The following is a 26,332-nucleotide window of genomic DNA, read 5'->3' as shown; positions in this document are numbered from 1 at the left end:
ATATCAATGATAGTGTGAATATATCCGTATCCCATTTACTTTTTAGCTTCTTTAAAAACAAAATGCTCTTTAAATTTTCTAGATTCAACTTTTTGACCATTTCGCATCGATCGGAATGGGTGTTCTTGCCATGTAATAATAACATCAACTTCATCTGCTTTTGTAGCAACGGGTAAATTAGCGTGTTCAAATCCAGTTTTTCCACTTGCCAAACGACTTTCCTTTAGGGAAAAGAGTTCATATTTCGTTTTCTTATTTGGTTCGTTGCGGAATACTTCGACGTTTACATTATATACTTCACTATTCCCGACATTCTTTACTGAAAAATGATATGTTTGAAATTCATCTTTTTTAGCTTGAAGCATATTCTTGTTTGTTTTTTTCGGTTTATCAATATTCACTTGCCATTGATCAGAGTTTTGAGAGATTGGTAAAGATTTTGGTGAATAGGCATACGTTTCGTTTACTACAATTAAGCAAAACAAAAGGAGAAAGAAACTAATTGCTTTTTGCATATACACACCTCGCTTTAAAATTTTTATTAATATGCGTAAATGAATTAGTTTTTATGTAAAAATTGGAAAATATTAAAGGTGTAATTTTGGATGTAATACATAAGAATATGTATTACAAAATTAACTTTTCACACTTTAGAAGAAGTTAGGAGTTATAAAACCAGAATGTTTCAAAAAAAGCTTGCGTTTTATAAGGTGAGGAGTTAGAATACTCTGTAAATATAAAAAGTGATGATCAGGAAAAGTACATGGTGCAAAGGTCTACAGAGAGCAGCCAGTTGCTGGGAAGGTTGCGATACCGCATGATGGAAAGACACCTGTGAGTGTTGCTTTGAACGTGATTATTAGTAAAAGCAAACGGTACCTACCGTTATCAGGGCTAAGATGGTCAGTATGACAATTTGGGTGGTACCGCGGAAAAAATCCGTCCCTATTTATAGGGGCGGATTTTTGTATTCTTTGAAAGGGGGTGAGTGACCGTGGATGATGACGATGACAACAATAACGTAAATAAATATAAAATTACTGGAGGGAAAAATAATGGATTCAATAATGAAGCGTTCACTCACAAAAGAATGTACAAAGCAAAGTGGAAAGGTTGTATTACTTCAAGGATGGGTAAAAAAGATTCGACATCTTGGAAATGTTAGTTTTTTATTATTACGAGACAGAACAGGAGTAATTCAATGTGTATTAGAAAATGAATTGGCTGGATATAAAGTTGATGTAGAAAGTGTCGTCCACGTAATTGGTGAAATAGTCGAGACATCGAAAACAGAATTGGGTGTTGAAGTACTTGCTCATGAAGTGAAAGTAATAAACGGTGCAGAGCCACTTCCATTTGAAATAAATAAAAAGAAGTTACAAGTTGGCTTAGATCAACTACTTAATGAGCGAGTAATATCATTAAGGCATGAGCGAAACGCAGCAATTTTTAAAGTGAAATCTACACTCGTTCAAAGCTTTAGTGAATTTCTTATAGAGAACGATTTCACACGAATATTTACGCCGAAAATTGTTTCGCAAGGGGCAGAAGGAGGAGCAAATGTTTTTAAGCTTCCATACTTCCAAAAAGAAGCTTATTTAGCACAATCACCACAGTTCTATAAGCAAATGATGGTGGCAGGTGGGTTAGAACGAGTTTTTGAAATTGCACCTGTATATAGAGCGGAACATCATAATTCTTCCCGTCATTTGAATGAATATATATCGTTAGACGTAGAGCTTGGTTTTATTCATGATTTTTATGAAGTGATGCAACTAGAAACGGATGTTTTACGATATATGTTTCAACAAGTAGCGAAAAAATGTGAAATAGAACTACAACTATTACAAATAGAAGTACCTGTTATTACTGAAATACCTAAAATTACATTGTTAGAAGCACAAGAAATTTTGAAAAGTAAGTATCGTAAAGAATCTCCTGTAGGGGATTTAGATACAGAAGGTGAAAAGTTACTAGGGAAATATGTGAAGGAAATATATAATAGTGAATTTGTTTTTATTACGCATTATCCGAAAAAAGCGAGACCGATGTATACGATGCTGAATAAAGAGAATCCATCTATTACTGATTCATTCGACTTATTATATAAAGGATTAGAAATAACGTCAGGGGCACAGCGAATTCATAATTATGAAATGTTACTCGCTTCGTTTAAAGAAAAAGGATTACACCCAGATAAATTTCAATCTTATTTAAATACATTTCGATATGGTTGTCCACCACATGGAGGTTTCGGAATTGGGTTAGAAAGGGTTGTATATAAACTTTTAGAATTAACAAATGTACGAGAGGCGAGTGCTTTTCCGAGAGATTGTACTCGTCTCATACCGTAAAAAGAATCTTCGCGATTATCGCGAAGATTCTTTTTTTATAGTTCGTTTAAAAAGGTGAAAATATAGACTCTTTCTTTTTCTAATAAGCTTAGTAAAAGTCAGTTGAAATATGAACCATTTCGACAAAAAAATCAATATACCCTTGACAGTTACAAATATAACAGATATACTTCATATTAATTTCAAAAGAAAATATATTCTAAATATTAAAATGTGTTGAATAGGAGTAGTAAGGTCATGTATTTGTACAGAGAGCTATGGGTTGGTGTGACATAGTCAAATGACATCCTGAACTCGCCTAGGAGCAGTAAGGTGGAACGGAATTACATTCTTAGTAAATCTTAACGGTTAACCTTCGATATTAGGTTTGTAATCAAACGATTACTACTAAGGTGGATTCATAATGGAATCAATAAGGGTGGTACCGCGTTAAGTAAATGGCTTAGCGTCTCTTTATATAGAGATGCTAGGCCATTTTTCTATTATATGGAAGAAGAAATGGAGGGTTTATTTGAATAGGTTTATAAAATTTATTTATTTATATAAAAAGATTTAATTAGGAGGAAAATGAGATGAAACAGACGGAGCAATGGACTTCGAAATTAGGTTTTATAATGGCGGCAGCCGGATCAGCAATTGGACTTGGTGCGATATGGAAGTTCCCTTATATCGCTGGGAAGAGTGGGGGAGGAGCGTTCTTTTTAATATTTATATTATTTACTGTTTTAATTGGACTACCGCTACTTATAGCTGAATTTATGATTGGACGCAGTACGCAGAAACAAGCAGTTGGAGCATTTAAAAGCATCGCACCAAATACAGGATGGCATTGGATTGGACGCCTTGGTGTTGGAACTTGTTTTATACTACTTTCGTTTTATAGTGTTGTAGGTGGATGGGTACTAATTTATTTATTCAGAGGAATAACTGGACAACTGATTATTCCAGGACAAAATTACGGTACATTATTTACTGAAACAATTGGGAATCCTGCTTGGGCTATTATGGGACATTTCGCTTTTATGTTCATTACGATATGGGTTGTATCAAAGGGTGTACAAAACGGAATTGAAAAAGCAAGTAAATATATGTTGCCAGCATTGTTCGTTTTATTTGTCGCTCTTATTATTCGTTCGTTAACACTTGATGATGCAATGAAAGGTGTGAAGTTTTTCTTACAACCAGATTTCTCAAAGATTACTTCGGAAAGTATTTTGTTCGCAATGGGGCAATCATTCTTTGCAATTAGTATCGGGATTTCAATTATGGTTACGTATAGTTCCTATTTAAATAAAAAAGAAAGTTTACCAAAATCAGCAATAACAATTGTTGGATTAAATTTATTTGTTTCATTATTTGCAGGTCTTGCTATTTTTCCAGCTGTATTTTCATTAGGAATGGAGCCAACAGAAGGACCTGGATTACTGTTTATCGTATTACCATCTGTATTTAGTCAAATCCCATTCGGTGGATTTTTCTTAACAGTATTTCTTGCACTATTTACATTTGCGACATTAACATCGGCATTTTCTTTACTAGAGACTGTTGTTTCAGCATTAGCAAATGGTGAACAAGAAAGAAGAACGAAATTATCATGGATGATCGGCTTCTGCATTTTCTTAGTAGGTATACCATCTGCGTTATCATTTGGAGTATGGAGTGATATTACGATTTTTGGAAAGAATATTTTTGATGCAGTAGACTTTTTATCTAGTAATATATTAATGCCACTTGGAGCACTATTTATTAGTATTTTCGTTTCATTCAAAATGGAGAAGAAGGTACTAGAAGCAGAGTTTTTTGTAGGTGGAAATTATGGAAAGAAAGTATTTACTTGTTGGGTATTTTTACTTCGATTTGTAGCACCACTTGCAATAATTATCGTCTTCTTAAATGTGATAGGGATTATTTAATATTAAATGTTATAATATTCAGTAAAAAAAGGGGTGATGATCATAAAGAAAAATTTGATAGAAGCAGGGAAATATATGAATATTAGAGGGAAAAAGCTATACGTTGAAACACATGGAAATCCTAAAAATAAGCCAGTCTTATACTTGCATGGTGGACCAGGAGAAAGTTGTTATGATTTTTCATTTCATCAAGCGGAACGTTTAAAAGATTCTCTATATGTAATTATGATAGATCAAAGAGGTGTTTGTCGCTCAGAAGAAATTACTGAAGACGAAGCTTTTGGATTAAATGATTTGATTGAAGACTGTGAGGAATTAAAAAAAGTATTACAAATGGAGAAGTGGTCTATAATTGGACACTCTTTCGGTGGATATGTAGCATTGCTTTATGCGTCGATATATCCAAGTTCAATAGAGAAAATAATATTTGAAGGACCAACTTTTAATTTTGCATTAACAAGTAGGGCTTTGTTACAAAAGACAGGGCATTTATTAAAAAAGTATGGAAAAGAAGAAATAGCAAAAGAATGCTTTGCTTATTCATCTAGCGATGCTAGTTCAGAAGAGTTGTTAGAAGCTTATATAAGATTAAGCGCTGAATTAGAAGAAAAAAGAATGGAGATTTACAATAATAAGGAAGATAGGACAGATGAGAGTTTATACAGTGATGAAGAGTGGGAAATATTTTCAAATCGCTCCAAAATTCACTTTGATAGATTAAAATTAGAGGGAGCATGTCATACATCATTATTATCAAAAATAAAAGATGTACAAAATCTAATGTTATTAATAGTAGGAAAACATGATGTAGTAACGTGTGAAGAACAAATTAAAACATTTAATAAAGATGCCCGAAACGGCAAGTATATCGTATTTGAAGAGAGCGGTCATTCACCTCATTATGAGGAAGCAGATAGATTTGCAGAAACAGTCATACATTTTTTGAAATGAAGAAAAGGGTGCTTCTATAAATGAGAGGCACCCTTTCTAAATTTCTGGATATGTGATTGTGATGTTAGGCCACTTACTTTGCCAATTCTTTTTTATAACTCTGTTTTTGTACATATGTAATCGTTCTTTCGATTCAAGAAAATGAGCTGTTGGTTTCACTTGTAAGGAAAGGACATCTTCAATACCCCATGGGGCTGTTAAGATAACGTTGTTTAGTTCATCAAGTGTAACTCCTAAAGCCGTTGCTGTTTCAGGGAATTTAGAAATAGCATTAACAGAAGAAGAATATGGTGGCATATTATTCACTACATGCATACGAGCTTGATTTTTTACAGACCAAGGGATAGTAGCATCAATATTCATTAATTTCGTTTCTAATGATTGTTCGTATATCTCATCTTGATGTAGACTATCATAATAAATCACATCAACATCAGGCATAGCCGTTTTCGCTTCATAGTCATGTAAAGTATCCCAAATTTTAGAACGAACAAATCCGGCACAAATCCACCAATCAGGTAGCTCTAGTGATTTTGCCATTTGTAATACATTCATCATCCATTCGTCGTTTTCTATTAAGCGAATTATATCTTTCTCTGTTTTGATCTTCATTGATAAATTCACCTTTCTAGTAAATTAATGCATCAGTTCAATAATCCATAAAATCCAGTAAGCACCTGGTACAAATAGCAGTTGTGCTAATAATGTGCCGAGAAGTCTAGAAATCATTAGCCAACCATACATTTTACTCATAGATTCAGCACCGCTTTCTGATTGTAGAGCACGTTCTGTTAAAAGAGCAATGCGTGGATCGAGTAATACAGTTAATAAAATAGTGGCGAAACCATTTACAAGGCCAGAAGCTGTACTTGCATTTGTTGCATAATCTGGATTTAAAAAAGAAGCGTAAAGGGCTGAAAGTACCCCTGCTGTATAAATAGCAGTAGCAAACATGTTAATAAGCATAATACGCTTTGGAATACCACCGATACGCAGTCTATGAATCATTTCTAACTTTGGAAAACGGACATATTTTTTTGTGTACTTTAATTTTTGAATGTTATTCGTTTTCATCATTCGAATGAAAGAACCGTCTGTTTCAAAGTTTTGAATGACATATCCAAATAATTTTGTCAAAGTTGGATAAAGAATGATCGCGATTAATGTACCGATAGAAGCCGATAATAGTACGAGTCGTATAATATGCTCTAAATTAATAGAAGAATCAAGTTTTGCTTCATCGACAATACCACCGATTAAAAAGGCTTGTAGTAAGTTTGATGTTCTTGAAATAAGTAACACCATTCCTACAACAGACAAGGCAACCGCAATCTTCTTTAAACGTACTCCAGCTAATCGAATACTATAAGAGCTTGTTTCAACTGCGTGAATCACAATTGTGAAAGCCATTATAAAAATTAACGTAATTGACATTTGTTTCACCAGTTTCTATTAAAATAATTGTAACTTTTTTACTGTATCATATCTATCGTATTTTGTAACTGAAAGTATGTGACATATGGAAATTGATTTTTCGAAAAAATAGATAATAATAGTATAATAGGGAGAAGTGGAAGAGATGTTAGCACTTATTTATACAGCAAATTAAGTGGAGGAATGAAGCATGTATAAAACATTTCTATTTGATTTAGATGGAACTTTAACGGATCCGAAAGAAGGAATTGTAAACTCGGTTTTATATGCATTAAAAAAAGTAGGAATTGAAGAAGTACATATAAGTGAGTTAGATTCATTTATAGGTCCTCCTATTCAGCAATCATTCATAGAGAGATATAATATGAGTGAAGGAGAGGTTGAACGTGCTGTTTTTTACTTCCGTGAGTATTTAAAGCAGCGTGGATTGTTTGAAAATAATGTATACGAGGGGATTCTGAAGCTCTTGCAACAATTAAAAAGTTCAGGGAATCGCATATTCGTAGCAACTTCAAAGCCCACTGTATTTGCGAAACAAGTTATAGAGCATTTTCAATTAACGAATTATTTCGAAGACATCATTGGAAGTAATTTAGATGGTACGAGAATAAAAAAAGAAGAAATAATTGCTCATATTTTACAAACACATGAAGAACTAAATAAAGAAGAAATGATAATGATTGGTGATAGAAAGCACGATATAATAGGTGCGAATCAGAATGGAATTGCTTCAATTGGTGTTTTATATGGCTATGGCTGTGAAAAAGAACTGACTGAAGTTAGTGCGACCTACATAGTGAAAGATGTTGAAGAACTGTATCATTTTTGTGTAGAGAAAAATTTAATACAGCAGTAAATATAGATTCTAGCAATCCCTTTATAACGTATGACGATGAATTCGTTTCTGTTTAAAGGGATTTTTCATATGTAATCGAATAATTATAATTAGACATTTTTAGCATAAAAATTTGTATGAATAAGAGGAGGGATGTCAGAATTAAAAGTTTAGTAGAAATTTATCAATAAAATTTAGAATATTCTGTTTAACGGAGGGGTAAAATTGGAGTTAGTTATTATATTATTAGCACTAAGTTTACTTATGTTCGTAGCATACAGAGGTTTTTCTGTTATTTTATTCGCGCCGATATTTGCATTATTTGCAGTATTTTTGACAGAACCTAGTTATGTATTACCTTTCTTTTCTAATATCTTTATGGAGAAAATGGTTGGATTTATAAAATTATATTTTCCTGTGTTTTTATTAGGAGCAATATTTGGAAAAGTAGTGGAAATGTCAGGAATTGCAGATTCTATCGCAAAAACAATTATTGAGTTAGTTGGTGAAAAACGTACTATATTAGCGATTGTATTAATGGGGGCTATTTTAACGTATAGTGGTGTTAGTGTGTATGTAGTAGTGTTTGCTGTTTATCCGTTCGCAGCTAAGTTGTTTCGACAAGCTAATATTCCAAAGCGTTTAATCCCTGGAACGATTGTTCTTGGAGCAGTAACGTTTACAATGGATGCGCTACCTGGATCACCACAAATTCAAAATGTAATACCTACAACATTTTTTAAAACGGATATTTATGCTGCACCGATACTTGGGATTGTAGGAGCAATTTTTGTTCTTACATTAGGTTTACTATATTTAGAGAGTAGACGTAAGAAGGCAAAAGCAGCAGGTGAAGGATATTTTGGTTTTAATGATGGAAATACTGAAATGGCAGCATCTTTGCAAGTAGAACAAAAAAATATGCCATTAATTAATAACATTGAAATCACAAGAGCACAACAACTTATTGCATTTATACCACTTATTTTAGTAGGTGTAATGAATAAAGTGTTTACTATTATGATACCAAAGTGGTATCCAAGCGGTTTTGATTTTTCTGCAATTGGTATGAAAGCATTTGGAAAAGTAGAATTAAGTGCAGTGGTAGGAATTTGGTCTGTAGAATTGGCACTTATTATAGGGATCTTAACAACGTTATTATTATATTGGAAGCGAGTAGTAACAGGTTTCCAAGCTGGATTGAATACAAGTATTGGTGGAGCGCTACTTGCAACGATGAATACAGGAGCTGAGTTTGGATTCGGTGGTGTCATTGCAGCACTTCCAGGCTTCGCAATTATGAGAGATGGCATCTCTGCTACTTTCACAAATCCGTTAGTGAATGGTGCAGTAACGACGAATATTTTAGCTGGAATTACAGGCTCGGCATCAGGAGGAATGGGAATAGTATTAAGCGCAATGGGAGATAAATTTATTGCAGCGGCCAATCAATTTGATATTCCATTAGAAGTTATGCACCGTATCGTATCAATGGCATCAGGAGGAATGGATACACTACCACATAACGGGGCTATTATTACTATTCTTACAGTAACAGGATTAACACATAAACAGTCATATAAAGATATATTTGCTATTACAATTTTGAAAACGGTTGCTGTATTTTTAGTTATCGCATTCTATACTTTAACAGGACTCTATTAAAAAATTTGAATCGTAAAGATTCATCAAATCGATAATTTATATTATAAAATATTAATTAGGATAAGAAGGGGTGGGGGACTTGCAAGAGGTTTCTGAGTTTCGTATGCCAAAGTCGGTATTATATGGAAGAAATTCGCTTGAAAAACTGGGAGAACAATCAAAAAAGTTAGGGAAAAAAGCTTTTATAGTTACTGATACAATTATGGAGAAATTAGGATATGTTGAAAAGTGTATGCAACAACTAAATAAGAAAGGTATTACTGTTAGCACATATAATAAAGTGGATGCTGAGCCTACAAATATACACGTATTAGAAGCGTTATCTCTTTGTAAAGAGGAAAAGTGCGATTTTATTATCGGTATTGGTGGTGGAAGTTGTATTGATGCTGCGAAAGCGGTAGCGGTTTTATATACAAATGGTGGAGAAGTTGAGGATTATGTCCAAAAGGATATTGAAATAGAAAACAATCCACTACCACTTATTGCAATTCCAACAACTTCTGGTACTGGTTCGGAAGTTACAAGTGTAGCAGTAATTACGAATAAAAAAACAGATGTAAAAATGATGATGAAGCATCCTAGTTTTATACCGAAAGTAGCAATTATAGATCCAGTTTTGACAAGTTCGTTACCACCACAAATTACGGCAGCAACAGGAATAGATGCGTTATGTCATGCGATTGAAGCTTATATTTCTAAATTTTCACAACCACTTACAGATGTACTTGCTCTTTCAGCTATTGAAAGTATTATGAAATATTTACGTATAGCATATGAAGATGGACATAATATGGAGGCAAGAGAAGCGATGATGATTGCTTCCTTACAAGCTGGAATTGCATTTTCGAATGCATCAGTTACATTAGTTCATGGAATGTCAAGGCCAGTGGGAGCATTATTTCATGTACCGCATGGAATATCAAATGCCATACTATTACCTACAGTGTTAGAGTTTACAAAAACAAGTGCAGTGAAAAGGTTAGCAAAAATTGGACGTAACTTAAATAAGGATTTGTATTCGAATTCTGATGAGGAAGTAGCAGACTATACGATTGGGGAAATAAAAAAGCTTTGCTATGATCTTCGTATTCCAAATTTAAAAGAATACGGTATCGATGAAATTGAATTTGAAAATGCTATCTCTAAAATGGCATCAGATGCAATTGAAAGTGGTAGCCCAGCTAATAACCCACGTGTTCCATCATATGATGAAATCAAAGAGTTGTATCGAGAGTGTTTTAATTATAAGTATAAAGAATTTATAAAAATATCAGATTATTAATTTCAGAATATTCTATAAAAATTTCCTTGGAAATGAAAGTACAATTATTCTATATTATTACGTTAAAACAAGACTTTATATTCCAAACTTAAAGTCTTGTTTTATTGTGTATAATATACATAATAAAATGTTGTTATTAGTTTTATAAAAAAAGTTTAGGTAGGTGTTTGTTTATATGAAAACGATAGGTCTTATAGGTGGTATGAGTTGGGAATCAACTTCTGAATATTATCGAATTATTAATGAAGAAATAAAAGAGAGATTAGGAGGGCTACATTCAGCAAAATGTTTGATTAATAGTGTGGATTTTGAAGAGATTGAACGATGTCAGTCTAGCGGAGATTGGGATGGTGCTGGAGAAATTCTAGGGAATGCGGCATATTCATTACAAAAGGGAGGAGCAGACTTTATAATCATTTGTACAAATACAATGCATAAGGTAGTTGGAAAAATAAAGGCGAAAATTGATATTCCAGTCTTACATATTGCTGATGCAACTGCAAAAGAAATTAAAAGAAAAGACATTCAAAAGGTTGGTCTGCTTGGAACTAAATATACAATGGAGCAAGATTTCTATAAGTCACGTATAGAAGAAAATAATATAAAAGTAATAGTACCATCAGAAAAAAATAGAAAAGAAATAAATAAAGTAATATATACAGAATTATGTTTAGGAAAAATAGTATCTCAATCTAGAGAATATTATAAAAGAGTCATCGAAGAGTTAGTGCAAAAAGGAGCACAGGGAATCATATTAGGTTGTACAGAAATAGGGTTATTAATAAAGCAAGAAAACGTATCTGTCCCGATATTTGATACAACTCATATACATGCAATTGAAGCAGTCAAGGTAGCTCTAGATAGAGTATAATTATATTATGTAAACTTCATTCGTATATCTGGAAAACATTCAGAAAATATTTTATAATGTAAGTGGTTACATTTAAGGGGGAATGCGTATGTTTTCAGTTCAACCAATCGCATTTGTACATAATGAAAGAAAGGAAATAAAAGATGATGAGTGGGGAGAAGTAAGATCTCGTATAACTTTAACTGAAATGTATGCAGAAGAGAGTATACAAGGGGTTGAAGATTTTTCTCATATTGAAGTTGTTTTTTATTTTCATAAAGTAACTGACGAGCAAATTCAGTATTTTGCTAGACATCCTAGAAATAATAAGGATTATCCTGAAGTAGGTATTTTTGCACAGCGCGGGAAAAATCGCCCAAATCGCATAGCTGTAACAATTGTAAAGGTGATCAAAAGAGAAGGTAAATCAATTATTGTTGAGGGATTAGATGCTATTGATGGCACTCCTATATTGGATATAAAACCAATAATGAAAGAGTTTATGCCGACAGAAGAAATACACCAGCCTAAATGGGCAACGGATATAATGAGACAGTATTGGAAGGGGAATGGAGTAAAATGAGAATATATGAGGCAACAATTGCAGATTTAGATGGACTAGCATCAGTTTTTAATAACTATCGCATGTTTTATAGGCAAGATTCTGATTTAGAAGGGGCAAAAGTATTTTTACGAAATAGAATTGAGAAAAAAGAGTCTGTTATTTTCGTAGCAGTTGAAGACGGCGAATATATTGGGTTCACGCAACTATATCCATCATTTTCTTCTATTTCAATGAAAGAATTATGGATTTTAAATGATTTATTTGTACAAGCGGCGAAGCGTGGAGCCGGAACAGGTAAAAAATTATTAGAAGCTGCTAAAGAATACGCATTAGAAAATGGAGCAAAAGGTGTAAAGCTGCAAACGGAGATTGATAATTTATCAGCACAACGATTATACGCTGAAAATGGTTATTTGAGAGATAATCGTTATTTCCATTACGAATTAACGTTTTAAAAAATTAAGTTGAAAGAGACATTTTCAAGAAAAAGAATTTCTTTGTAATGAGAAATTCTTTTTTATTTTGCCTAAATTAAAAAACATGACAAAAATAAAACGATATTTATTTATTGTTAAACAATAAATGTTGTGATAAAATTATGTTGCCATTAAATAAGTGAGGTATTGTAAATGAATCTTAAACGAAGTTCAACAACGTTCTTAAAAGTAATTATTTTTCTTGCTGGAATTTCAGTACTTGCTTTATGCATATTTTTAGTGCCGGAAATGGCGAATTTCGCAGCAAATTTGTATCCTAATATTGCTCCGATGAAATATCTTGTTTTCATTGTGATGTATGGAGCAGCTGTGCCTTTTTACGTTGCTCTTTATCAGGCTTTCAATCTTTTACAGTACATTGATGAGAACACAGCGTTCTCGGAATTATCAGTAAAGGCGTTAAAGAATATAAAGCGCTGTGCAATTACAATCAGTGGTTTGTATGTATTAAGTTTGCCACTTTTTCATTTTATAGCGAAAAAAATGGACCCTCCTATTGGGCTAGTGGGACTCATTATCGTTTTTGCTTCGCTCGTTATCGCCGTTTTTGCTGCTATCCTCCAACGACTTCTACAAGAGGCAATTAACATAAAATCAGAAAATGATTTGACGGTCTGAGGTGGCGGATATGACAATCATTATTAATATTGACGTCATGTTAGCAAAACGAAAAATGAGTGTAACGGAGCTTTCGGAGAAGGTTGGAATTACGATGGCGAATCTTTCTATTTTGAAAAATGGGAAAGCAAAAGCGGTTCGTTTTTCAACATTAGAAGCGATATGTAAAGCTTTAGAGTGTCAGCCAGGGGATGTTTTGGAGTATAAAAACGATGAGAATACTCAATAAAAACAGATAACAAATGTAAATAATAGAAGTCAATAAAGAAGGGATAGCCACTAAGCTATTCCTTCTTTACGTTAATTGCTGTTACTAATAAAAAATATAATTTGAATTGCAATGTTTGCGTATCAAAAGGGAACTTGCTACCTTTTGAGGTGATCCGTTTTGTGGAAGACAATTATTTGCCAAAAAGGCTATTTAAACTATGTTTTAAATTATTTCGAGTGAATCAAAAACTTCATTTGTATTATAGTTGATTTAAAACCCAGTTCGTTGCATCTTCAAAGTTATCTGCAATGTAGTTTGGTTCAATATGTGCCCATTTGTCTCGGTACGTATGTAAAGCATCGTATCCAGCGCCTGTGCGCACCAATATCGTTATCGCATGTACTGTTGCTCCTGCAACGATATCGGTCCAGCGATCACCAATTACAGCGCATTTTGTTAAATCAAGCCCGTGTTTTTCAGCTGCTTGTAGCAGCATACCTGTACTTGGTTTACGACATTCACAACCATCACCGTGTTTGTGAGGACATACGTATATATCATCAAAGCCGAAACCTTTTAATTCTTGTGCGAAATCAGTAACAGTTGCTATCCCGTCTGCGATACCAGGTTGATTTGTGAAAGAGAAAATTTTTATATTTTGAGCTTTTAGTTTTTGCAAAGCTGCTTTTGTAAACGGAAATAATGTAAAAGATCCCGGATAATGTATTGTAGTGTCACCACCAATTGTACCGTCACGATCAATGAAAATTGCTTTAATGTTTGTCATAGTTATAGTCCCTTCACTTTATAAAGTAGTTTAAAAATATTTTACAAATCGGTAGCCATTTACTTCATAACCTAATTTTTTGTAAAAAGGATGAGCTGCTACTCTTTTTGTTCCACTAACTAGCCATGTGCCAATGCAATTATGTTTCTTTGCTAATTGCTCAGCATAATCCATCAACACTTGTCCAATGCCTTTCCGTCGTATGTTAGAATCAACGCTAATAATTGAAATCTCTCCATAACGTGTTACATCTTCTAAATTTTCACGTATACGAAATCCAAGTAATCCAAATATAGCTTCTTCTTCCTCGTAAACATATAAAAAATCAAACGGACTCATTTGTACGAATTGTAGGCGGTTGTTCATATCTTCATAGGAAATAGAGGAACCTTTTAATTCTTTCGTTAAAGAACAAAGTGCGTCTATATCATCTATCGTTGCTTCACGAATTTGAAAAGACATATTATCAACTCCAATAAAATGTAATCAAACATTTTATATTCTGTTAAAAAATGTTTTTTCCTGCTATGAAAATAAATATCTTATAATGATATATAGATAATTATATGTTATTCTTTTCCTTGATTGTAATAGTTATACTTTCTCGGTTTTATTTATTGCCAGCTGTGATTGGTGGCATTGTTTTTATTTTATTGATTGTATGGATTGTATTTCTACCATTAAAAAAGAGCCATTGATGGCTCTTTTTCTAGTCTGTAACACATTGATAAATAAAATATACTAAAACGAGTATGCTTGCGGCGGAATACATGACGTCTAAAGTCATTCAAGTGCCTCCTCAATATCGTGGTATTAATATTGTATGAAATCTTACAATTTCATATTCAAGTGAAAAATATGTGAACGTTAACAAAATTGTAAAGTGCAAAAATTATAATCATTTTGTATAATAGAATAAACCACCGTTATATAAAAAATAATGAGTGAAAGGGGAGGGAACATAAATGCCAAATTGGTTTAGAAAAACCTTAGTCGCATTAATTACCGTATTTACATTTGGTTTAGTGACGCCTCCTTCCATATTGCTTGATAATGCCAAAGCTGCGGACAAGCCTACGAGCACAGCTGGGCAACAAAGTTTGGAGAGTACGTCCTATACATATGAAGAAACGAATGACAGGTTAACCACCGATACTTTTATTACTTATGCGATGCAAGAAGCAGAGAAGCAGTCGATGCAAAAGTTTGGTACTAAAATTGGTCCAGTAATTGAAGATGAATTTAAAGATGTAATATTACCAAAGATTGAAGAGGCAATTGCTGAGCTTGCTAGTGATGTACCAGAAGATTCACTACAATCATTAGCGATTTCTCAAAAACCAGCTGGTGGGAATAATGAAAAGATTTTTCATGTCTACGATACGAAATCAGGAAATGATTTATTGCGTTTCCATGTAAGAAGAGATCATCCACCGCAAGATGGTTATTATTTTAATTTCCATTATCATCGTTTTGATGATGGATACTCAGGACATCATGAGTTAGGAAATATTTATTGGAATACGAATGTACCGCCGAAATGGCTTTCTTAAAAAGAACAAGAGAAAATCTTGTTCTTTTTTATTTTTATAGAAGGGACAGACAACCATGTTGTTGAATAACATAGGTTTAGAAAAAAGAAGCAAAGGGAGTATGGGAATGCAAAAATATATTGTTTTTGACTTTGATGGCACATTAGTAGATTCACAAAATATATTTGTACCAATTTATAATCAAATTGCTGAAAAGCACGGATATAAAACGGTAAGAGAAGAAGAAATTGAGTATTTACGCAAGTTAACGATGGCGGAGAGATGTAAACAACTCGATGTACCACTGTATAAACTACCGATATTAGCGCTGGAGTTTTATAAATTGTATCAACCTGCTATAAAAGATCTTATTTTGTTCCATGGGATGAAGGAAGTATTAGATGAACTACATAAAAAAGGCTACGGAATTGCAGTCATATCATCGAACTCAGAAGAGCATATTCGGGCGTTTTTACAAAAGAATGATATAGAAAATATACAAGAAGTGCATTGTTCTAAAAATTTGTTCGGTAAAGACAAGATGATAAAAAGATTTTTAAAATCGAAAAAGATAACAGAGAAAGATATGTTATATGTCGGTGATGAACAGCGAGACGTAGCAGCGTGTAAAAAGGCTGGAGTGAACGTAATTTGGGTATCTTGGGGATATGATGTTATTGAAACAGTGAAAAAAGATGCACCAGATTACATGGTTCATAAGCCGATGGAAATTGTGCAAGTAGTACAAGGAGCGTATTCTTAATATGAATACACTGCGAGCAGGCATTCATCATATTGAATTTTGGGTAGCAAATTTAGAGGAGTCCATTTCTTTTTATAATAAGTTGTTTTCCATAATTGGGTGGAGAAAGTTAAATGAAGTAGCATATAGCACAGGAGAAAATGAAATATATTTAAAGAGCCGCCCGAATCGATTTCAACACGATGATTTTCATTTAGAAAATATAATTGTACGGGATGGAAAATATGTAGGTGTTGTTGATTTTAATGGCTATGACTGGGGTGACCCAATTCATGATTTCGTAAAAATTGCACTGTTTGCAAGGGATATTAGTATTCCGTATTCAATCGGACAAATAGAAGGATACTTTAATAGGAAAATACCAGAGGAGTTCTGGAAATTATACACGGTGTATGTTGGCATGACAGTTTTCTCCTCAGTTGTCTGGACATTACGAGCAGCGCCGCATATGTTAGATGATATGTTAGAGCGTCTTACTATAGTTTTAGAGGATCATAATAACTTTGAGTTATCGAAGCCAATTTGGTTTCAACCAGATAAGATTGATATGAAATAGAAAAGGTAGGTGTGATTCGCACCTACCTTTATTTTTTACCATCAAGATACTTATTTAATTTTCTTAAATGTAAGCGGCTGAGTACTTAATGTAGCTGGTACATGTAACTGAAGGGATGGGAATTCACCACTTACATTCATTTCATAAGCGAATAATAAGCTCATTTTCATTTGGAATAAGTCAACTTTTGTGGAGAAGATGTCGTAATGATGATGCCCTAATTGAATATCCATTTCCATAAATTGTACATATAACGAATCATCTCGTTTGTATACTTGTAATGTTCCGTATGCAGGATGTTCAAAAGTACCAGTATAATCCTCTAACTTGTGCGAAGGTGTAGTCCCTTTAATTTGTTCAGGGAGGGATTCAGTTGCTTCTTTCATCATTTCCTTCATTTTTTTAGTATCTTCTACAGCACGTTTATGCCAATCAATGGATTCTAATTCAAGTAGTTCGTCATAAATTTGATTAGCGAGATAAGTAGGAAGTAATGTTCCTCCAGCATTCGTTAAAATGACAAGGCCTATGTTTTCTGTTGGTATGAATGAAACAAGCGCTGAAAATCCATCGATATTACCGCCATGATGAATCACTTTTTTACCACGATAAGCGCTAATAAACCAACCAAGACCGTAACTATTTAATGGAGATTCAGGGAGTGATAAAACCGGTTGGTCTGGAATTGAATTGTGTGGTGTATACATTTGTTGTAATAATTCAGAGGAGATTAATTCATGATCTCCAAATTTTCCTTCATTTAAGTGGAGAAGTACCCAATTTGCCATATCTTCAATTGTGGAATTAATACACCCAGCAGCGCCAACTGTATCGATGTTACGGAATGGAACTGCTTTTATTTCACCGTCATTTTCAATGTAAGGTAAAGCGTAATCATCTGTAGTTTGTGAATCGTTAACAGAGAAGTTTGTATGTCTCATATTTAAAGGTTCTAAAATATGTTCTGTAGTGTATTGCTCCCACGTTTGATTTGTAATGTTTTCAACAATGTAGCTAATTGTTGCATACATTAAGTTGTTATATAGAAATGCAGTCCGGAACGGTGCATCAAGTGGTAAATGTTTTATTTTTTCAACGAGATCTTTTCGAGATAAGGAAGAACTGTACCAAAGAGCCTCATGACGACTCACTCCAGTTCGATGAGAAGCTAAATCTCGTCCTGTAACTTGTGAGCTAGCAAGTAGTTCAGATAAAGTAAAGTTAGGTATATAAGACGGGACAGGAGCATCCCAATTAAACTTTTTTTGCTGTGCTAACAAGCTTAATGAAAGTGTACCAAATGCTTTCGTTGAGGAACCGATTGCGAATCGAGTATTCGGTGTAACAGCCTCTTTTGTTTCTATATTACGATAGCCGAAACCTTCTGAAAGAATAACTTCACCGTCTTTTATAACAGCGACAGCAACACCAGGAACATTTAAATCCTTCATCATTTTTTCAACCGTGGTTTGTAAAGAAGTCATAACAGGTGTTTCAATTTTAGACATATTTCTAACCTCCAAATATAAATTTTGATCTACCGCACTATACTTTCGGTAATAGAAAATGAAAACCTTTTAAAATATGGAAAGTTAATAATTTTGTAAGAATTAGCGCAAGAAATTTTATTAATTAAGATTATTAAATTTACCATTTTTCATGTTATGATAAATTCCATATACGATTGAAAGAAGGTTTTCCTACATATGAAACATGCTGAAAATGAATACTTAAATTTATGCCGCCATGTAATGGAACATGGTACGAAGAAAGAAGATCGTACAGGGACAGGAACGGTATCTGTATTTGGATATCAAATGCGTTTTGATTTGAGCAAAGGATTTCCTTTATTAACGACAAAAAGAGTACCATTTCGCCTTGTAGCAAGTGAACTACTTTGGTTTATGAAAGGTGATACAAATATTCGCTATTTATTGCAGCATAATAATAACATTTGGAATGAATGGGCTTTTAAGAGCTGGGTAGAAAGTGATGAGTATACTGGTCCTGACATGACTGATTTTGGTCTTCGCTCACAACAAGATGAAGAATTTAAAGTACAGTACGACGAGCAAATGGAATTGTTTAAAAAGAACGTTTTAGAAGATGATGAGTTCTCAAATAAATATGGTTATTTAGGAGACGTTTACGGTAAACAGTGGCGTGCTTGGAAAACGACCGCAGGTGAGACACTTGATCAATTAAAAGATGTAATTGAAATGATTAAAAAAACACCAGACTCACGTCGTTTAATCGTTTCTGCTTGGAATCCAGAAGATGTACCAAGTATGGCCTTACCGCCTTGTCATACGCTATTCCAGTTTTATGTAGCAGATGGAAAGCTCTCTTGTCAGTTATATCAAAGAAGTGGTGACATATTCCTTGGAATTCCATTTAACATTGCAAGTTACTCACTACTAACACATTTAATTGCACATGAATGCGGACTTGAAGTGGGAGAATTTGTTCATACAATTGGTGATGCACACATTTATACAAATCATTTTGAACAAGTAGAAAAGCAATTGGCACGTGAACCACGTCCATTCCCGAAACTTACATTAAATCCAGATGTGAAATCTGTTTTCGATTTTGAAATGGAAGATTTAACGATTGAAGGATACGATCCGCATCCAGCAATTAAAGCACCGGTTGCAGTATAATTGTAGAGGAGATGAAAAAATGATTGTTTCATTTATGGTCGCTATGGACGAAAATAGAGTAATTGGTAAAGATAATAATTTACCTTGGCGTTTACCGAGTGAATTACAATACGTGAAGAAAACAACGATGGGTCACCCGCTTATTATGGGAAGAAAGAACTATGAAGCGATTGGTAGACCACTGCCTGGAAGACGTAATATTATTGTAACTCGTAATGAAGGGTATCATGTTGAAGGTTGTGAAGTTGTTCATTCTGTAGAAGAAGTGTTTGAACTATGTAAAAATGAAGAAGAGATTTTTATTTTTGGCGGAGCGCAAATTTACGATCTCTTTTTACCTTATGTAGACAAGTTATATATAACAAAAATCCATTATGCATTTGAAGGAGATACATTCTTCCCAGAAATGGATATGACAAATTGGAAAGAGATTTTTGTAGAAAAAGGTTTAACGGATGAAAAAAACCCGTATACGTATTATTACCATGTATATGAGAAGCAACAATAATAAAAAAGATTGATGTGAGAATTCACATCAATCTTTTTATTTGTATTCACCAATATAAGTTTATAGATGAGATTCGATAGTGCTATAATGATAGGTAGCATGTCAAAATGCTGAAATTTTCAAAAGTACTAATATAGAAAGAGGAGGAGAATCGATTGAGAAAGATATGGGGGATTCTTTTTCTTTGCTTAACATTCATGTTAGTTGGATGTGGTAAAGAAGAAAAACCACAAGAAGCGTTTGATACATATGTAAAAGCGTGGAATAAACAAAAATTTGCAGATATGTATGATCAACTATCAAAAAATGCAAAAAAAGATATTTCAAAGAAAGAGTTTACTGAGAAATATGAAAAAATTTATTCTGGTATCGAAGTGAAAGACTTAAAGGTAGAAACAGGGGAAGTAAAAGAAGATAAAAAAGATGAAGGTCCTGTTCCTTTTAAAGTAAGCATGGATACAGTTGGTGGTAAAATCACATTTGGTCATGAAGCAAAAATGGTGAAAGAAAAAGATGGAGATAAAGAATCTTGGAAAATAGATTGGACTCCTGATTTTATTTTCCCTGGCATGACGAAAGATAGTAAAGTGCGTATGCAGACAACACAGCCAAAACGTGGTGAAATATACGATCGTAATGGAAAAGGTCTTGCAACGAATGGGAAAGCTTCTGAAATCGGATTGATTCCTGAAAAGTTAGGCGATACTGCTCCGCAAACGAAAGAAACAGTAGCGAAGTTATTAAATATGTCTGTAGAAGAAATTGATCAAAAATTAGCTGCTAAATGGGTAAAACCAGGGTATCTCGTACCAATTGGAATTTTGCCTGAAGGGGCAACACAAAATACGTACATTGATTTACCAGGTGTTTCAACAAAACCTGTAAATGTTCGTACATATCCGTTAGGGGAAGCGGCAGCTCATCTGACTGGTTATATTGGAAAGGTAAATGCTGAAGATTTAAAAACGCTACAAAAGAAAGGCTATCAAGCTGATGACCCAGTTGGTAAAGCTGGCTTAGAGCAAGTATTAGAGGAAAAGCTACGCGGTAAAAAAGGTGGCCGTGTCTTTGTAGAAGATGCGCAAGGAAAAGAAATTAAAAATTTAGCAAAAACAGATGCTGTTGATGGAGAAAATGTAACTTTAACTATTGATAGTGTTGTTCAAGAAAAAACGTATAATGAAATGAAGGGCGAAGCTGGTTCAAGTGCAGCAATTAATCCGAAAAGTGGAGAAACAATTGCACTAGTAAGTAGTCCAGCATATGATCCTAATATAATTGCACGAGGGACATCGAAGGCACAACGCGAAGCTTGGAATAATGATCCGAAAAAACCAATGACAAATCGCTTTACACAATTGTCGGTACCAGGTTCTGTATTTAAACCTATTACAGCTGCAATTGGTCTTGAAACGAAAACGATTGATCCAAAAGAAGAGTTGAAAATTGAAGGATTAAAATGGACAAAAGATTCTTCTTGGGGTAATTACTATGTAACGCGTGTGAAAGATGCAAATCCGATTGATTTTGATAAGGCGATGAAATACTCGGATAATATTTACTTCGCACAAGAAGCTTTAAAAATCGGAAAAGACAAGTTTATGAGTGGAGCGAAAAAATTCGGATTCGATGAGAAACTACCAATTGAATATGGATTCCCTGCTTCTAAAATTGCAAATGACGGCATTAAAAATGATATTCAAATGGCAGATACGGGATATGGACAAGGACAAGTATTAATGACTCCTCTTCATTTAGCTTTAACGTATGCGCCGATTGTAAATGATGGAACGATTCCGTCACCGTATATTATTAAAACAGATAAACAACCAAAAGCTTGGAAAGAAAATGTAATTTCTAAAGGAAATCAGGATATATTAAAAACTGCAATGACGAAAGTAATTAATGATCCAGATGGTACAGGGAAAATTGCTAAAATTGATGGCATGACTCTTGCTGGAAAAACAGGTACAGCGGAATTAAAAGTATCAAAAGAGGCCGAAGGAAAAGAACTAGGTTGGTTCGCTGCATTTGATTTAAATTCACCAGATATGGTCATTACAATGATGATTGAAGATGTAAAAGGTAGAGGCGGGAGTAATATTCCAGCTGAAAAAGTAAAACATGTATTTCAAAAATAATATGTAATAGAAGGCTATCTCTATAAGTTGTAGAGGTAGCCTTTTTATACGAAAGAATTCTTAATATCTGTATACTAAATTTTAAGGAAACAAAGTAAATCATTAACTTACGAAAAAAAAGTAGCTATTTTTTATTGACATTGATTAAAACTTTTTGTATTATACTTACATAAGGTAAGTTATTAACTTTTAAAAAACAAATCTTGAATTAAAGATAAAGAGAAAAAAGGGAGAGAATACAATGACAAAAGTACTATTTATCACAGCAAATCCAAATTCAGCAGAAGGTTCTTTCGGAATGGCAGTAGGGGAGGCTTTCATCGAAGCTTATAAAAACGAACATCCACAAGACGAAGTTGTAACAATTGATTTATTCAACACTACAGTACCAGCAATTGATGCAGATGTATTTGCTGCTTGGGGTAAATTTGCAGCAGGTGAAGGCTTTGAAGCTTTAACTGAAGTTCAACAACAAAAAGTAGCAGCAATGAACACAAACTTAGAAACATTTATGAATGCAGATCGTTATGTATTCGTAACTCCAATGTGGAACTTTAGCTATCCACCAGTAGTAAAAGCATACTTAGATAACGTAGCAATCGCAGGTAAAACATTCAAATATACTGAAAATGGTCCAGTCGGCTTATTAGAAGGTAAAAAAGCACTTCACATTCAAGCAACAGGTGGCGTATATTCTGAAGGAGCATACGCAGCTGTAGACTTCGGTCGCAATCACTTAAAGACTGTATTAGGATTTGTCGGTGTGAATGATACTGAATATATTGCAGTTGAAGGCATGAATGCAAACCCTGAAAAAGCACAAGAAATTAAAGAAGCAGCAATTGCTAATGCTCGTGAATTAGCAAAACGTTTCTAATATAGAATGCTTAAAAAGTCCGAACACTTGCTGTTTGGACTTTTTTTCTTCTTTTTCCTTCGTTTGTCTAGTATAATGAAGGTCGGAATGATAATAGGTGGGGGTTCTGTATGATTCAAACGTTTTTTAAAATCTTTTATTTAATTTTAATCGTAATTGCGATTACACCGAGAATGTGGCGTCTTAAAAGACAAGTAAATACGATGGCGCCAAAAGAAAAAGACAATGCTGTGTATAAAACGACAAATTGGTTTGGTAAGAAAATGGTACGTGTAGCTGGAGGGGCAGTAGAAGTGAAAGGACTTGAAAATGTTCCGAAAGATAAGCCAGTACTAGTTGTAAGTAATCACCAAAGTAATATGGATATCCCTGTTTTACTAGGTTACTTAAATAAACCAATTGGATTCGTTTCAAAGGCAGAGATTAAAAAGTTCCCAGTCGTACCAACTTGGATGGAACTTATGAATTGCGTATTTATGGATCGTAGCGATCGTCGTCAATCTCTTCAAGCGATTAAAGATGGAATTGAACTATTAAAGAATGGACATTCTATCGTAATTTTCCCTGAAGGAACGAGAAGTAAGGGCGGCGAAGTTGGAGAGTTTAAGGCTGGTAGTTTTCATCTTGCAGTAAAGTCAGGTGTAGCAATTTTACCTGTAACGTTAGATGGTACATATAAGATGTTTGAAGCGAATGGAAATCGTATGAAGCCAGCTCATGCAACAGTAACAATTTCTAAGCCGATTACACCTGAAGATTATGCGAATATGGATATTAAAGAATTAACGAAGCATACACAGGAAGTTATCGCATCACAATTACATAAGTAATAAAAAAGGATTCAGCTTATAGTAAGCTGAATCCTTTTTTATTATGCTGTAGGTAAGACATAAAAGAGTACACAGAAGAACATCATCGCACTACCACCTAAAACGAACAGGTGCCATATGGCATGGTTGAAAGGTAGCTTTTCCCAAAGGAAGAATATAGCTCCGACAGAATATAAAATTCCACCTGCTAAAAGTAGTGAAAAACCATGTCCAGTTAGATTTTCATAAAGTGGTTTAATGGCAACGATTATGAGCCAACCCATAATGATGTAACATAAAGTTGAAGCCTTTATAAAGCGACGTACAAAGAAAATTTTGAAGACGATACCTCCGATTGCTAGTGTCCATATTATAGCAAGCAACGTCCATCCTAATGGGCCACGAAGTGTAATAAGTAGAAAAGGAGTATACGTGCCAGCAATCAATAAGTAAATGGCTGAATGATCTAAAATAGTAAATATTTTTTCTACTTTAGGATGATGAATGCTATGTAGCAATGTTGAAAACAAGTACAGTAAGAACATGCTTACACCATAAACAGTAAATGCAACTACAGCTGATGCGGTACCGTGCTTAGAAGCATGAATAATCAATATGATTAAGGCAGGGATGCTTAAAATGGCACCGATACCATGTGTAATTGCATTTGCAATTTCTTCTTTTACAAATTGGGTCATTCGTGTCATTTTTTCAGTCATAATGCAAATCCTTTCTACTATCATAAAATAATATGTCATTTCCCTTACCATATCATACACAAGAACAATAGAAAATGAAATTTGTATAATTGATTATATTTTTGAATTTTTTTGACAAAAGACAATGGATTTGTTGACGTTTTCAAACTTTTTTGACAAAATAAAATTATGTAATAGTAGGACAAGGAAACTACTAATAAAGGGGATGGGGAAATGTTTTCAAATATTGGCTTTCCAGGGTTAATTTTAATTTTAGTAGCAGTACTCATTTTATTTGGACCTAAAAAATTGCCGGAAATCGGGAAGGCTTTAGGGGAAACGTTAAAAGAGTTTAAAAAATCAACGAAAGAATTGACAGATGACGCATTTCAAGAAAAGGAAAAGAAAGAAAAAATGTAGTGTATTTTCCTTGTAATGGATAAATAAAGTGTGGTGAACGAGATGGAAGATCGGGAAATGAGCGTAGTAGAACATATTGTTGAGCTTCGAAAAAGAGTAATATATACGGTGTTATCCTTTGTACTATTTTTAATTATTGGATTTACTTTTACAAAGGATATTTATTTTTGGCTTGTAAAAGATTTACCAATGAAATTAACTGTTCTCGGTCCAAGTGATGTATTGTGGATTTTTTTCTCGATTGCTACAGTATTTGCTATCGTTTGTACAATTCCTTTTGCTGCTATACAAATTTGGTTATTTGTAAAACCGGGTTTACATCCAAATGAACAAAAGATGACAATAATGTATATACCGGTATTGTCTATATTATTTCTCGCAGGTTTATGTTTTGGATATTTCATTGTAATGCCGTTTCTATTTCACTTTTTAACTACGATAGGTAATGAAATGTTTAATACGATGTTTACGACAGAAAAGTATTTTCATTTTGTACTTAATTTAACAGTTCCATTTGCTGTGATTTTTGAATTGCCAGTCGTTGTAATGTTTTTAACTAGTATTGGAATACTTACGGCGGAATTTTTAATAAAAATAAGAAGGTATGCTTACGTAGCATTAATTATCATTGCATCTTGTATATCACCGCCAGACTTTTTATCTCATAGTTTAGTTGCAGTGCCGCTTATTTGTATTTATGAAGTAAGTATTGCGTTATCAAAGGTTGTTAGTAAGAGGAAAAAGAAAAGAGAAGAAATGCAGTCGAAAAGTGCCTCGTTATAAAGGCACTTTTTTATTTATTTGTTATACTATAGCTATAAACGTATACAATATATAGAAGAAAAAAATTATAGAATCTCCAAAATTTAGACAAACTTTGCGCTTTTATAAGCTTATACTAAATGTATTAAACAATTGATGGATAATGAGATTCCCGTCTCAGAGATATTTAGGACGGGAAGGTGAATTAGGTGGAGATGAATAGAGTATAAATCTTCTAGCCATAAGGACTACAGAAATCATATAAGTCTGATTTTACTCCACTTTAAACAACGTGTTACAGCGCAAAGTAGAGGAAGTTCAAAAATCCAATGAAAAAGAGGATTGATATTGTGATTACGAAAAGTTTTTATTTCACTCATTCAACAGGGGATTGCATTAAAATATTCGAAATCCCTGTCCTACAGGCACAGCATCCATTATCGTTTCTAATTCAGTCTCGTCTTCAATTATTTATTGCAAAAATTCAAAAACAAAAACACCCAAGATTTTCGTATTCTTTCCGTGAATATTTACAAAATTGTTTGAAGTGGAATGATTATTTAAATGTATATAAAACAAATACCCTTGAAAAAAATGCATGATACGAAGTACGGACAGGGTTAGTAAACTCTGTCTTTTTC

At 33.6% G+C, this 26,332-nt stretch carries 28 protein-coding genes, 2 pseudogenes and 2 other annotated features; of the genes and pseudogenes, 23 read left to right on the top strand and 7 right to left on the bottom strand.

Annotated elements, in window-relative coordinates; translation table 11 throughout:
* Positions 1 to 35: 35 nt before the first annotated feature.
* Entirely contained in the window at positions 36 to 515 is a 480-nt protein-coding gene (locus D1166_RS05945) for a hypothetical protein (protein WP_001167912.1), read from the bottom strand.
* 222 nt (positions 516 to 737) lie between these two features.
* Positions 738 to 950: a binding site (T-box leader), on the top strand.
* A gap of 105 nt (positions 951 to 1,055) precedes the next feature.
* On the opposite strand from D1166_RS05945, the gene aspS reads away from it, so the two are divergent.
* The 3 genes from aspS (at position 1,056) to D1166_RS05925 (ending at position 5,218) form a co-directional block, all read left to right on the top strand.
* Positions 1,056 to 2,354 carry an aspartate--tRNA(Asn) ligase gene (aspS, locus tag D1166_RS05935; protein ID WP_097855891.1) on the top strand — a complete coding sequence of 433 codons (1,299 nt, stop codon included), beginning with the start codon at positions 1,056 to 1,058 and terminating at the stop codon, positions 2,352 to 2,354.
* A gap of 207 nt (positions 2,355 to 2,561) precedes the next feature.
* Positions 2,562 to 2,810 (top strand) — a binding site (T-box leader).
* Positions 2,811 to 2,926: 116 nt separating this feature from the next.
* Complete coding sequence (locus D1166_RS05930) at positions 2,927 to 4,267, top strand: sodium-dependent transporter (protein ID WP_000814530.1); 1,341 nt, start codon at positions 2,927 to 2,929, stop codon at positions 4,265 to 4,267.
* Positions 4,268 to 4,342: 75 nt separating this feature from the next.
* The gene (locus tag D1166_RS05925) at positions 4,343 to 5,218 is read left to right on the top strand and encodes an alpha/beta fold hydrolase (protein WP_001987560.1); all 876 of its coding nucleotides are present in this window, start codon (positions 4,343 to 4,345) and stop codon (positions 5,216 to 5,218) included.
* A 36-nt stretch (positions 5,219 to 5,254) separates the two neighbouring features.
* Here D1166_RS05925 and D1166_RS05920 read toward each other — a convergent pair whose 3' ends face one another.
* Positions 5,255 to 5,830, bottom strand: coding sequence for a nucleotidyltransferase family protein (locus D1166_RS05920; protein ID WP_000695359.1), 576 nt, complete (start codon positions 5,828 to 5,830; stop codon positions 5,255 to 5,257).
* Between the two features lie 24 nt (positions 5,831 to 5,854).
* Positions 5,855 to 6,652: a lipid II flippase Amj family protein gene (locus D1166_RS05915; RefSeq protein ID WP_000028915.1), complete on the bottom strand. Its 798-nt coding sequence runs from the start codon at positions 6,650 to 6,652 to the stop codon at positions 5,855 to 5,857.
* Between the two features lie 190 nt (positions 6,653 to 6,842).
* Here D1166_RS05915 and D1166_RS05910 point away from each other — a divergent pair, with 190 nt between their 5' ends.
* The 8 genes from D1166_RS05910 (at position 6,843) to D1166_RS05875 (ending at position 13,193) form a co-directional block, all read left to right on the top strand.
* Positions 6,843 to 7,508, top strand: coding sequence for an HAD family hydrolase (locus D1166_RS05910; protein ID WP_000278478.1), 666 nt, complete (start codon positions 6,843 to 6,845; stop codon positions 7,506 to 7,508).
* Between the two features lie 204 nt (positions 7,509 to 7,712).
* Positions 7,713 to 9,152 (top strand): GntP family permease, encoded by a 1,440-nt coding sequence (locus D1166_RS05905; protein WP_000424327.1) that lies wholly within the window; start codon positions 7,713 to 7,715, stop codon positions 9,150 to 9,152.
* A 79-nt stretch (positions 9,153 to 9,231) separates the two neighbouring features.
* Positions 9,232 to 10,434, top strand: coding sequence for an iron-containing alcohol dehydrogenase (locus tag D1166_RS05900; protein ID WP_001158663.1), 1,203 nt, complete (start codon positions 9,232 to 9,234; stop codon positions 10,432 to 10,434).
* Positions 10,435 to 10,609: 175 nt separating this feature from the next.
* Positions 10,610 to 11,305, top strand: a complete 696-nt coding sequence (locus D1166_RS05895) for an aspartate/glutamate racemase family protein (protein WP_000848571.1) — start codon at positions 10,610 to 10,612, stop codon at positions 11,303 to 11,305.
* 88 nt (positions 11,306 to 11,393) lie between these two features.
* Complete coding sequence (locus D1166_RS05890) at positions 11,394 to 11,867, top strand: SAM-dependent methyltransferase (protein WP_000493253.1); 474 nt, start codon at positions 11,394 to 11,396, stop codon at positions 11,865 to 11,867.
* A complete protein-coding gene (locus D1166_RS05885) occupies positions 11,864 to 12,304 on the top strand; it encodes a GNAT family N-acetyltransferase (RefSeq protein WP_001223866.1) in 441 nt (146 codons plus the stop codon). The genes D1166_RS05890 and D1166_RS05885 overlap by 4 nt, the downstream gene beginning before the upstream one ends.
* A 174-nt stretch (positions 12,305 to 12,478) precedes the next feature.
* Complete coding sequence (locus tag D1166_RS05880) at positions 12,479 to 12,964, top strand: DUF2975 domain-containing protein (RefSeq protein ID WP_001050149.1); 486 nt, start codon at positions 12,479 to 12,481, stop codon at positions 12,962 to 12,964.
* Between the two features lie 10 nt (positions 12,965 to 12,974).
* Positions 12,975 to 13,193, top strand: coding sequence for a helix-turn-helix domain-containing protein (locus D1166_RS05875; RefSeq protein ID WP_000152535.1), 219 nt, complete (start codon positions 12,975 to 12,977; stop codon positions 13,191 to 13,193).
* A gap of 241 nt (positions 13,194 to 13,434) precedes the next feature.
* On the opposite strand, the gene D1166_RS05870 is transcribed toward D1166_RS05875, so the two are convergent.
* Both D1166_RS05870 and D1166_RS05865 read right to left on the bottom strand, forming a co-directional pair.
* On the bottom strand, positions 13,435 to 13,962 hold the full coding sequence (locus D1166_RS05870) for an HAD-IIIA family hydrolase (RefSeq protein WP_000181778.1): 528 nt from the start codon (positions 13,960 to 13,962) through the stop codon (positions 13,435 to 13,437).
* Between the two features lie 30 nt (positions 13,963 to 13,992).
* A complete protein-coding gene (locus D1166_RS05865) occupies positions 13,993 to 14,424 on the bottom strand; it encodes a GNAT family N-acetyltransferase (protein ID WP_000009774.1) in 432 nt (143 codons plus the stop codon).
* 125 nt (positions 14,425 to 14,549) lie between these two features.
* Between D1166_RS05865 and D1166_RS31720 the strand changes: the two are divergent.
* The 4 genes and pseudogenes from D1166_RS31720 to D1166_RS05845 form a co-directional block, all read left to right on the top strand.
* A pseudogene (locus D1166_RS31720) lies at positions 14,550 to 14,660 on the top strand (ABC transporter permease); the annotation flags it as partial.
* 267 nt (positions 14,661 to 14,927) lie between these two features.
* Positions 14,928 to 15,515 (top strand): YpjP family protein, encoded by a 588-nt coding sequence (locus tag D1166_RS05855; protein WP_001134421.1) that lies wholly within the window; start codon positions 14,928 to 14,930, stop codon positions 15,513 to 15,515.
* A gap of 106 nt (positions 15,516 to 15,621) precedes the next feature.
* A complete protein-coding gene (locus D1166_RS05850) occupies positions 15,622 to 16,257 on the top strand; it encodes an HAD family hydrolase (protein ID WP_118043262.1) in 636 nt (211 codons plus the stop codon).
* A gap of 136 nt (positions 16,258 to 16,393) precedes the next feature.
* Positions 16,394 to 16,813, top strand: a pseudogene (locus D1166_RS05845) (aminoglycoside phosphotransferase family protein); the annotation flags it as partial.
* 50 nt (positions 16,814 to 16,863) lie between these two features.
* Here the strand turns inward: D1166_RS05845 and D1166_RS05840 are convergent.
* On the bottom strand, positions 16,864 to 18,321 hold the full coding sequence (locus tag D1166_RS05840) for a serine hydrolase (protein WP_000034348.1): 1,458 nt from the start codon (positions 18,319 to 18,321) through the stop codon (positions 16,864 to 16,866).
* A 198-nt stretch (positions 18,322 to 18,519) separates the two neighbouring features.
* Here D1166_RS05840 and D1166_RS05835 point away from each other — a divergent pair, with 198 nt between their 5' ends.
* The 5 genes from D1166_RS05835 to D1166_RS05815 all read left to right on the top strand — a co-directional run bounded on the left by D1166_RS05835 (position 18,520) and on the right by D1166_RS05815 (position 23,832).
* Positions 18,520 to 19,476 carry a thymidylate synthase gene (locus D1166_RS05835; RefSeq protein WP_000679609.1) on the top strand — a complete coding sequence of 319 codons (957 nt, stop codon included), beginning with the start codon at positions 18,520 to 18,522 and terminating at the stop codon, positions 19,474 to 19,476.
* A 19-nt stretch (positions 19,477 to 19,495) separates the two neighbouring features.
* Positions 19,496 to 19,984, top strand: coding sequence for a dihydrofolate reductase (locus tag D1166_RS05830; protein WP_000637207.1), 489 nt, complete (start codon positions 19,496 to 19,498; stop codon positions 19,982 to 19,984).
* 155 nt (positions 19,985 to 20,139) lie between these two features.
* Positions 20,140 to 22,125 (top strand): penicillin-binding protein 3, encoded by a 1,986-nt coding sequence (pbpC, locus tag D1166_RS05825; protein WP_070757418.1) that lies wholly within the window; start codon positions 20,140 to 20,142, stop codon positions 22,123 to 22,125.
* A gap of 241 nt (positions 22,126 to 22,366) precedes the next feature.
* Positions 22,367 to 23,002, top strand: coding sequence for an FMN-dependent NADH-azoreductase (locus D1166_RS05820; RefSeq protein WP_000170025.1), 636 nt, complete (start codon positions 22,367 to 22,369; stop codon positions 23,000 to 23,002).
* A 110-nt stretch (positions 23,003 to 23,112) separates the two neighbouring features.
* Positions 23,113 to 23,832 carry a lysophospholipid acyltransferase family protein gene (locus D1166_RS05815; RefSeq protein WP_000616577.1) on the top strand — a complete coding sequence of 240 codons (720 nt, stop codon included), beginning with the start codon at positions 23,113 to 23,115 and terminating at the stop codon, positions 23,830 to 23,832.
* A gap of 41 nt (positions 23,833 to 23,873) precedes the next feature.
* Here the strand turns inward: D1166_RS05815 and trhA are convergent, their stop codons facing one another.
* A complete protein-coding gene (gene trhA, locus D1166_RS05810; protein WP_000136889.1) occupies positions 23,874 to 24,530 on the bottom strand; it encodes a PAQR family membrane homeostasis protein TrhA in 657 nt (218 codons plus the stop codon).
* 213 nt (positions 24,531 to 24,743) lie between these two features.
* On the opposite strand from trhA, the gene D1166_RS05805 reads away from it, so the two are divergent.
* The 3 genes from D1166_RS05805 (at position 24,744) to D1166_RS05795 (ending at position 26,293) form a co-directional block, all read left to right on the top strand.
* Positions 24,744 to 24,929 (top strand): twin-arginine translocase TatA/TatE family subunit, encoded by a 186-nt coding sequence (locus tag D1166_RS05805; RefSeq protein WP_000492443.1) that lies wholly within the window; start codon positions 24,744 to 24,746, stop codon positions 24,927 to 24,929.
* A gap of 42 nt (positions 24,930 to 24,971) precedes the next feature.
* Positions 24,972 to 25,712 carry a twin-arginine translocase subunit TatC gene (tatC, locus tag D1166_RS05800; RefSeq protein ID WP_000390120.1) on the top strand — a complete coding sequence of 247 codons (741 nt, stop codon included), beginning with the start codon at positions 24,972 to 24,974 and terminating at the stop codon, positions 25,710 to 25,712.
* Positions 25,713 to 26,041: 329 nt separating this feature from the next.
* On the top strand, positions 26,042 to 26,293 hold the full coding sequence (locus tag D1166_RS05795; RefSeq protein ID WP_000629012.1) for a DUF2535 family protein: 252 nt from the start codon (positions 26,042 to 26,044) through the stop codon (positions 26,291 to 26,293).
* Positions 26,294 to 26,332: the final 39 nt, after the last annotated feature.

It is taken from the genome of Bacillus sp. ISO11 (assembly GCF_003458115.1).
GTDB classification, from domain to species: domain Bacteria; phylum Bacillota; class Bacilli; order Bacillales; family Bacillaceae_G; genus Bacillus_A; species Bacillus_A cereus.
The sequence above is the reverse complement of the archived record's forward strand: the minus strand, read 5'-3'. Positions and strand labels throughout refer to the sequence as shown.